7 protein-coding genes are annotated in these 8,166 nt (G+C 72.9%); 5 read left to right on the top strand and 2 right to left on the bottom strand.

Annotation, left to right across the window (positions count from 1 at the left end; all coding sequences use genetic code 11):
- The 4 genes from DKT68_RS08575 to DKT68_RS08560 all read left to right on the top strand — a co-directional run.
- Positions 1 to 1,136: glycoside hydrolase family 18 protein (locus DKT68_RS08575; protein WP_109816883.1), on the top strand; the 1,136-nt coding region annotated here is incomplete at its 5' end.
- 180 nt (positions 1,137 to 1,316) lie between these two features.
- Complete coding sequence (locus DKT68_RS08570; protein WP_109816884.1) at positions 1,317 to 1,826, top strand: nuclear transport factor 2 family protein; 510 nt, start codon at positions 1,317 to 1,319, stop codon at positions 1,824 to 1,826.
- An 89-nt stretch (positions 1,827 to 1,915) separates the two neighbouring features.
- On the top strand, positions 1,916 to 3,322 hold the full coding sequence (locus tag DKT68_RS08565) for a class II 3-deoxy-7-phosphoheptulonate synthase (protein ID WP_109816882.1): 1,407 nt from the start codon (positions 1,916 to 1,918) through the stop codon (positions 3,320 to 3,322).
- 50 nt (positions 3,323 to 3,372) lie between these two features.
- Positions 3,373 to 4,404: a threonine aldolase family protein gene (locus DKT68_RS08560; protein WP_201748961.1), complete on the top strand. Its 1,032-nt coding sequence runs from the start codon at positions 3,373 to 3,375 to the stop codon at positions 4,402 to 4,404.
- 147 nt (positions 4,405 to 4,551) lie between these two features.
- On the opposite strand, the gene DKT68_RS08555 is transcribed toward DKT68_RS08560, so the two are convergent.
- A complete protein-coding gene (locus DKT68_RS08555) occupies positions 4,552 to 5,418 on the bottom strand; it encodes a deoxyribonuclease IV (RefSeq protein ID WP_109816880.1) in 867 nt (288 codons plus the stop codon).
- A gap of 1 nt (position 5,419) precedes the next feature.
- Entirely contained in the window at positions 5,420 to 7,405 is a 1,986-nt protein-coding gene (gene pknB / locus DKT68_RS08550; RefSeq protein ID WP_109816879.1) for a Stk1 family PASTA domain-containing Ser/Thr kinase, read from the bottom strand.
- 200 nt (positions 7,406 to 7,605) lie between these two features.
- Here pknB and DKT68_RS08545 point away from each other — a divergent pair, with 200 nt between their 5' ends.
- A complete protein-coding gene (locus tag DKT68_RS08545; RefSeq protein WP_109816878.1) occupies positions 7,606 to 7,995 on the top strand; it encodes an Rv2175c family DNA-binding protein in 390 nt (129 codons plus the stop codon).
- Positions 7,996 to 8,166: the final 171 nt, after the last annotated feature.

Here is an 8,166-nt window from a genome sequence, read left to right as displayed (position 1 = left end):
CCCCGCCGCCCACCAACCCGGGTGACAAGAAGGTCGTCGGCTACTTCGCCGAGTGGGGCGTCTACGGGCGCAACTACCACGTCAAGAACATCCAGACCAGCGGCTCGGCCGCCAAGCTGACCCACATCCTGTACGCCTTCGGCAACACCACCGGCGGCCGCTGCGCCATCGGTGACAGCTACGCCGACTACGAGAAGGCGTACACCGCGGCGGACAGCGTCGACGGCGTCGCCGACACCTGGGACCAGCCGCTGCGGGGCAGCTTCAACCAGCTGCGCAAGCTCAAGCAGATGAACCCGCACCTCAAGGTCATCTGGTCGTTCGGCGGCTGGACCTGGTCCGGCGGCTTCACCCAGGCCGCGCAGAACCCGGCCGCCTTCGCCGAGAGCTGCTACAACCTGGTCGAGGACCCGCGCTGGGCGGACGTCTTCGACGGCATCGACGTCGACTGGGAGTACCCCAACGCCTGCGGCCTGACCTGTGACACCAGCGGTCCGAACGCGTTCAAGAACGTGATCAGCGCGCTGCGGTCGAGGTTCGGGTCCAACGCCCTGGTCACCGCCGCGATCACCGCGGACGGCAGCAACGGCGGCAAGATCGACGCCACCGACTACGCCGGCGCCATCGGCAACCTCAACTGGCTGATGCCGATGACCTACGACTACTTCGGCGCCTTCAACGCGCAGGGCCCGACCGCCCCGCACTCGCCGCTCACGTCGTACACCGGCATCCCGCAGCAGGGCTTCAACTCCGACGCGGCGATCCAGAAGCTCAAGAGCAAGGGCGTCCCGGCCAACAAGCTACTGCTCGGCATCGGCTTCTACGGCCGGGGCTGGACCGGCGTCACCCAGGCCGCCCCGGGCGGCAGCGCCACCGGCGCGGCGCCGGGCACCTACGAGGCGGGCATCGAGGACTACAAGGTCCTCAAGAACACCTGCCCGGCCACCGGCACGGTCGCCGGCACCGCGTACGCCAAGTGCGGCAGCAACTGGTGGAGCTACGACACCCCGTCGACCATCAACGGCAAGATGACGTACGCGAAGAATCAGGGCCTCGGTGGCGCGTTCTTCTGGGAGCTCTCCGGTGACACGAGCAACGGCGAGCTCATCGGCGCCATCAAGGGCGGTCTCGGCTGAGCCGAGGGCCGACGCACCACCCACACGGCGGGGAGGGGCCCGCACCGTCCCTCCCCGCCCGTGACGTACCGGCCCGGTCGACGCCCAGCGTCGGCCGGGCCGCCGGCGTTGGGCGGGTCCCACCCGATGTGGCAGACTCGCGGCTCGGCAGTCTCGATGTCCCCGTCGACGGAGGTGGTCATGCGCCCGACCCACCGCAGGCTGGCGGCGACCGCCGCCGGGCTGGTCCTGCTGCCGCTCGCACTGGTCGGCTGCGGGCTGACCGGCGGCGACGACGAGCCGGCCGCCAAGCCCGAGCGGGCCCCCGCGGAGGAGGCCGCCACGCGGTCCCGCGAGCGCGTGCAGGCGTACCTAGACGCGATGACCGCCAAGGACGTGGCCGCCGGTCGCAGCCAGCTCTGCGCGCTGCTGCACGACGGCTTCGACCTCGCCGCCACCGGCCCCAACGGCGACTTCGCCGACCATTTCGAGGTGCCCGAGGCGGCGATCACCGACGTCCGGTCGGGTCCGCGCGGCCAGGAGGTCAGCGTCTCCGTCTCGATCACCGCCGGCAAGCGCAAGACCACCCGGCCGCTGCTGTTCACCGTCACCCGCGACGGCGGTGACTGGTGCATTGCCGGGGAGGCCCCGGGTGGCGCCCCGGCCGCCGGCGCGACGCCGACCGGCGCCGTCCCCTCGCCCGCGGCCTGACCTGCGGCCCGCTGGGACCGGTCTCCCATCTGCCGGAACCGTCCCCCTCGCCGCCCGGGTACCCGGGCGGTCGCCGTACGCTTTCTGTCATGCGCCATGAGTGGCATCAGCTGAGCCATCCCGCGGTGGGCAGCCCGGGCCTGCAGACCAGCCGACCGACCGTCGACTCCGCCGAGGACGCCGCCCTCGGCCTGGACCGTTGGCGGGAGCTGCCCCGCGAGCAGATCCCCCCGTGGTCCGACCCGGCCACCGTCGCCGAGGTCTGCAAGGTCCTCGACACCGTGCCGTCGGTCGTCGCGCCCTACGAGGTGGACCAGCTCCGGCAGAAGCTCGCCCTGGTCTGCGAGGGCAAGGCGTTCCTGCTCCAGGGCGGTGACTGCGCCGAGACCTTCGCCGACAACACCGAGAGTCACCTGCTGGCCAACGCCCGCACCCTGCTCCAGATGGCGATCGTGCTCACCTACGGCGCGTCGCTGCCGGTGGTCAAGGTCGCCCGGGTCGCCGGGCAGTACACCAAGCCCCGCTCGCTGCCCACCGACGCGCGCGGCCTGCCCGCCTACCGCGGCGACATGATCAACTCGCTGGAGGCCGACCCGGCCGCCCGGGTCGCCGACCCGCAGCGCATGATCCGGGCGTACGCCAACTCGGCGGCGGCCATGAACATGCTCCGGGCGTACCTCGCCGGCGGGCTCGCCGACCTGCACGCCGTGCACGACTGGAACAAGGGCTTCGTGAAGAACTCCCCGGCCGGGGAGCGCTACGAGGCGATCGCCCGGGAGATCGACCGGGCGCTGGCCTTCATCCGGGCCTGCGGGATGACCGACGACGAGGCGCTGCGCACCGTCACCCTCTACTGCTCCCACGAGGCCCTCGCCCTGGAGTACGACCGGGCGCTCACCCGGGTCTCCGACCGCCGGGCGTACGGGCTCTCCGGGCACTTCCTCTGGATCGGCGAGCGCACCCGGCAGATCGACGGCGCGCACATCGACTTCATCTCCCGCATCGCCAACCCGATCGGCGTCAAGCTCGGCCCGTCCACCTCGCCGGACGAGGCGATCGAGCTGTGCGAGAAGCTCAACCCGGACAACGTCCCCGGCCGGCTCACCCTGATCAGCCGGATGGGCAACCACCGGGTACGCGACGCCCTGCCGCCCATCGTGGCCAAGGTCACCGCCGCCGGCGCCAAGGTGGTCTGGCAGTGCGACCCGATGCACGGCAACACGCACGAGTCGTCCAACGGCTACAAGACCCGGCACTTCGACCGCATCGTCGACGAGGTGCTCGGCTACTTCGAGGTACACCGCGGGCTGGAGACCCACCCCGGTGGCCTGCACGTCGAACTGACCGGCGAGGACGTCACCGAGTGCCTCGGTGGCGCCCAGGGCATCGAGGACCTCGACCTGCCCGACCGGTACGAAACGGCCTGCGACCCGCGACTGAACACCCAACAGTCGTTGGAGTTGGCCTTCCTGGTAGCGGAGATGCTGCGTGGCTGACGCGGGGAGTGAGCTTGCGAGCCCCGCAGCCGGTAGCCGAGAGGATGACTGTGGCTGACGCACTCGTGGACCTGCGGTCCGACACCGTGACCCGGCCGACCGCCGGCATGCGGGAGGCGATGGCGACCGCCGACGTCGGTGACGACGTCTACGGCGAGGACCCGACCGTCAACGCGCTGGAGGCCGAGGTCGCCGCGCTGTTCGGGCACGAGGCGGCGCTGTTCGCCCCGAGCGGGTCGATGGCCAACCAGATCGCCCTGCAACTGCTGGTGTCGCCGGGCAACGAGCTGCTCTGCGACGCCGACGCGCACGTGGTGACGTACGAGATCGGCGCCGCGGCCGCGTACGGCGGGATCTCCTCCCGGACCTGGCCCGCGGTCGGCGCGGACATCGACCCGGAAACCGTCGCCGGGATGATCCGGCCCGACGGCTACTTCGCCGTCCCCACCCGGGCGATCGCGGTCGAGCAGACCCACAACCGGGGTGGCGGCGGAGTGATCCCGCTGGCCACCCTGCGGGAGCTGCGCCGGGTCGCCGACGACGCGGAGGTCGCGCTGCACTGCGACGGCGCCCGGATCTGGCACGCGCACGTCGCCGACGCGGTTCCGCTGATCGAGTACGGTCAGCTCTTCGACACGCTGTCGGTCTGCCTCTCCAAGGGGCTCGGCGCGCCGGTCGGCTCGCTGGTGGTGGGCAGCGCGGAGAAGATCGAACGCGCGCGGATGATCCGCAAGCGGATGGGCGGCGGCATGCGCCAGGCCGGCATCCTCGCCGCCGCCGGCCGGTACGCGCTCGCGCACCACGTCGACCGGCTCGCCGAGGACCACGCCAGGGCCGCCCGGCTCGCCGAGGCGGTCGCGCCGTTCGGCGTGCTGGCCGCCCCGGTGCGCACCAACCTGGTCCCGCTGGACCTGACCAAGCACGCGCTGGACGCACGCGCCCTGGCCGCCGCCGCCCGGGAGGAGCGGGTGCTGGTCTCGGTGCTCGGGCCGCGTACCGCCCGCCTGGTCACCCACCTGGACCTCGACGACGCTGGCGTCACCCGCGCCGCCGCCGTCCTGGGTCGCCTCCTGGCCGCCTGACCCCCGCGCGCTGCGCCGTGCGCGCCGCGCGCCCAAGATCATGCTCAATCCGGATGGAGTGGCCTCGGGCACGCGCCGAGGCCACTCCATCAGGGGTGTTGCGTGATCATGGCGGCGAGCGTCGCCGCCCCGACGTCGGGATGGGGGTCAGGGGCGGAGGCGGGTGAGGGTGGCGATGTCGGCGGCGTGGCCGACCTGCTTCTCGCTGGGCGTCTCCACGACGACCGGGACGCCTGCGGTGGCCGGGTGGGCCATCAGCTCGGCGAAGGCGGGCTCGCCGATGCTGCCCTTGCCGATGTTCTCGTGCCGGTCCCGGGTGGAACCGCACAGGTCCTTCGAGTCGTTGGCGTGCACCAGCCGCAGCCGGTCGGCACCCACCGTGGCCACCAGCGTGTCCAGGGTCGCCGTCATGCCGCCCTCGGCCGCCAGGTCATGCCCGGCGGCCCAGGCGTGGCAGGTGTCGAAGCAGACCCCGAGCATGGGGTGCCGGTCCACCGCGTCCAGGTAGGGCCCGAGCTGCTCCACCCGGGAGGCGAGCGACCGGCCGCCGCCCGCGCTCGGCTCGACGAGCAGCATCGGCCCGCCGGCCCGGGCGGTCCAGTCGAGCAACGGCAGCAGCTCCCGGCGGACCTGTCGCATCGCCTCGTCGGCGTACCCCTCGTCCACCGAACTGCCCGCGTGGAACACCACCGCCCGGGCGCCGATCGCCACGCCCCGGCGCAGCGCGTGCGCCAGCGTCTGCGCGGATCGTTCGACGGTGGCCGGGGTGGGTGAGCCCACGTTGACCAGCAGCGAGGCGTGGATGAAGGCCGGAATGCCCCGTTCGGCGCAGCCGTCGCGGAACAGCGCGTCCTGCGTCGGGTCACCGGGGGGCAGCGCCCAGCCCCGCGAGTTGGAGACGTAGACCTGCACCACCTCGGCGCCGGTCGCGTCGGCGTACGGCAGGGCGGCCTTGGCCAGCCCGCCGGAGGTGGAGGTGTGCGTGCCGACGGGCCGGGGAGGGGTCAGCGGCATCTCAGAAACAGCCGATCGTGACCTGGGTGCCCGGCGGCACCTGCGAGTTCTCGCCCGGGTTCTGGAAGCGGACCACGGCGTTCGGGTTGAGCTGGATCGCCACCGGGAAGCCCTGGCTCTCCAGCACCTGCTTGGCCTGGGGACAGGGCAGGTCGACCACCCGGGGGACGACCACCAGCGGCGGACCCTTGCTGATCTCCAGCTTGACCTGGGTGCCCTTCTCCACGCCGGTGCCGTCGGCCGGGCTCTGGCCCAGGATCTCGTCCTTGGGCTTGTCCGAGTCCTTGAAGGTCTCCACCGGCACCAGGTTGAGCTGGGACAGGGCCGTCCGGGCCTCGGTCAGGCTCTTGCCCACCAGGTTCGGCACCGACACCGGCGCCCGGCCCCGGCTCAGGATGAGGGTGATCTTCGCGCCCGGTTTGACCTCGGCGCCCACCTTGGGGGAGCTGTCCACGACGACCCCGGCCGGCAGGTTGTCGTCGTAGCGGGCGGTGCCCTTGGCGACCACCAGCTTCGCGTTGACCAGGTCGGCCTCGGCCAGCTCGAACTCCTTGCCGATCACGTCCGGGACGGGGAAGCGCTCCGGGCCGAGGGAGAGGGTCAGGGTGATCGTGCCGCCCTTGACGATCTTGGTGGCCGACGCCGGGCTCTGCCCCAGCACGCTGTCCTTCGGAGCCTTCTCGTCGTAGCGCGGCTCGCCGTAGACCAGGATGAGCCCGGCGCGGTCGGCCTGCGCCTGCGCGTCGGCCCTGGTCAGGCTGACCAGCTGCGGGGCCTCCGTGTAGCGGCCGACACCGAACCACCAGCCGCCGATCGCGGCCACCAGGCCCAGCACCACCACCACGGCGCCGACGGCCAGGCGGCCGCGCGGGTTGCCCAGCACCGTGGCGCGCAGCGCGGCGAGCCGGGCCCCCAGGCCCTCCGTCGCCTCCGGGGCGGCCCGTCGCCGGCCCGGCCCCTGCCCGCCGCCCTCGGGCAGCCGGGCCCACGCCGGGCGCTCGGCCGGGCGGACCGTGGCGACCATCATGGTCGGCTGGGCCACCGGCGGCTCATCGGTCACGCGGCGCAGCACGGCGGTACGGCTGTTGGCGTCGCCCAGGTGGTCCCGAGCGGTCTGCACCTCGGCCAGCAGCACGCCGGCGTCGGCCGGCCGGGCGTTGGGATCGCGCCGGGTGGCCCGCTGAACCAGGTCGTCGAGGATCGACGGCAGGCCGGGAACCAGGGTCGACGGCGCCGGCACGTCCCGGTCGACGTGCTGCCACGCGACGTCCACCGGACGGTCCCCGTCGTAGGGCACCCGACCGGTGAGCATCTCGAACAGCACGATGCCGGCCGAGTAGACATCGGTGCGGGGGTCGGCCCGGCCCTCGGTGACCAGCTCCGGGGCGACGTACGCCACGGTGGCCATCAACTGGTTGCCCTGCTCCTCGTCGGCGCTCGCCTCGACCGCCCGCGCCAACCCGAAGTCGGCCACCTTGACGACGCTGTCCACCAGGTTGGCGACCCCGCCGGTGGGCGCCTCGGCGACCAGCACGTTCTCCGGCTTGACGTCGCGGTGCACCAGGCCGGCGCGGTGCGCGGCGGCGATCGCGGCGAGCATCTGCTCGGCGATGGCCAGCACCTCGTCCGGGTTGAGCCGGCGCCGCTCGGCCAGCACGTCGCGCAGCGTGCGGCCCCGGACGTACTCCATCACCAGGTACGGCAGACCACCGTGCGTGCCCTGGTCGTAGACCGCCACCACGTTCGGGTGGGTCAGCCGGGCGATGGTCTTCGCCTCGTCGGTGAACCGGGCCACGAAGTTGGCGATCCGGGCCCGGGCCTCGGGCGCCTGGGTCGGGTGAATGATCTTGACAGCGACGGTGCGCTCGAGGCGTTCGTCGGTGGCGGTGTACACGGTCGCCATGCCGCCACGGGCCACGCGACCGCGAATGCGGTAGCGCCCGTCGATCAGCGAGCCCAGCAACGTGTCGGCGACCTGTGTGTCCATCGGCAGGGAGTCTATGTGTCCAGGGGGCAAAGGTTGAACAGGATGCTACAGCCGGTGGCAGACCCGGTCGGCCCCCACCGCGATCGTGACCCCTGCCCCGACCCCTCATCCGCTGGTCACCGGCGGTCCGCGAACGGGTTCGGACCGGTCTTCCGGGGTGCCGGTGGCCCGGTCGGGCGGCGGCGTGGCAGGGTGATCGGGTGACCGAACCCGTACCCGACCAGGCCGCGCCCGGCCCCGAACTCGCCGGACCCACCGATCCCGCCGGTTGGCTCACCCTGCCCGACGTCGCCGAGCGCCTCGACGTGTCGATCAGCAAGGTGCACCAGATGATCCGCGACCGGGAGCTGCTCGCGGTCCGCCGCGACGGCGTCCGCCGGGTGCCGGCCGACCTGGTGGCCAACCAGACCGCGCTCAAGCACCTGCCCGGCGTGCTCAACCTGCTCTCCGACAACGGCTACGACGACGAGGCCGCGCTGCGCTGGCTCTACGAGCCGGACGACACCCTCCCGGGTGCCACGCCGGCCGCCGCCCTCTCCGGTGACCAGGCCCGCGAAGTCAAACGCCGAGCCCAGGCCCTCGGCTTCTGACCCAGACCTCCGCGTGACCCACACCTCCGGCGTGACCCAGACCTCCGCCGCGTGACCCACACCCCCGCGTCGATCATGAGGTTGGCGGCGCCCGCACCGGCGTGTCGCCCCGCCTCCCCGCCTCCCCGGTCGATCCTGAAGTTGGCGGGGCGCCACGCCGGTGCGGGCGCC

The sequence above is a fragment of the Micromonospora acroterricola genome, assembly GCF_003172955.1.
Lineage (GTDB): Bacteria > Actinomycetota > Actinomycetes > Mycobacteriales > Micromonosporaceae > Micromonospora > Micromonospora acroterricola.
This window is presented reverse-complemented; position numbering and strand designations above follow the sequence as displayed.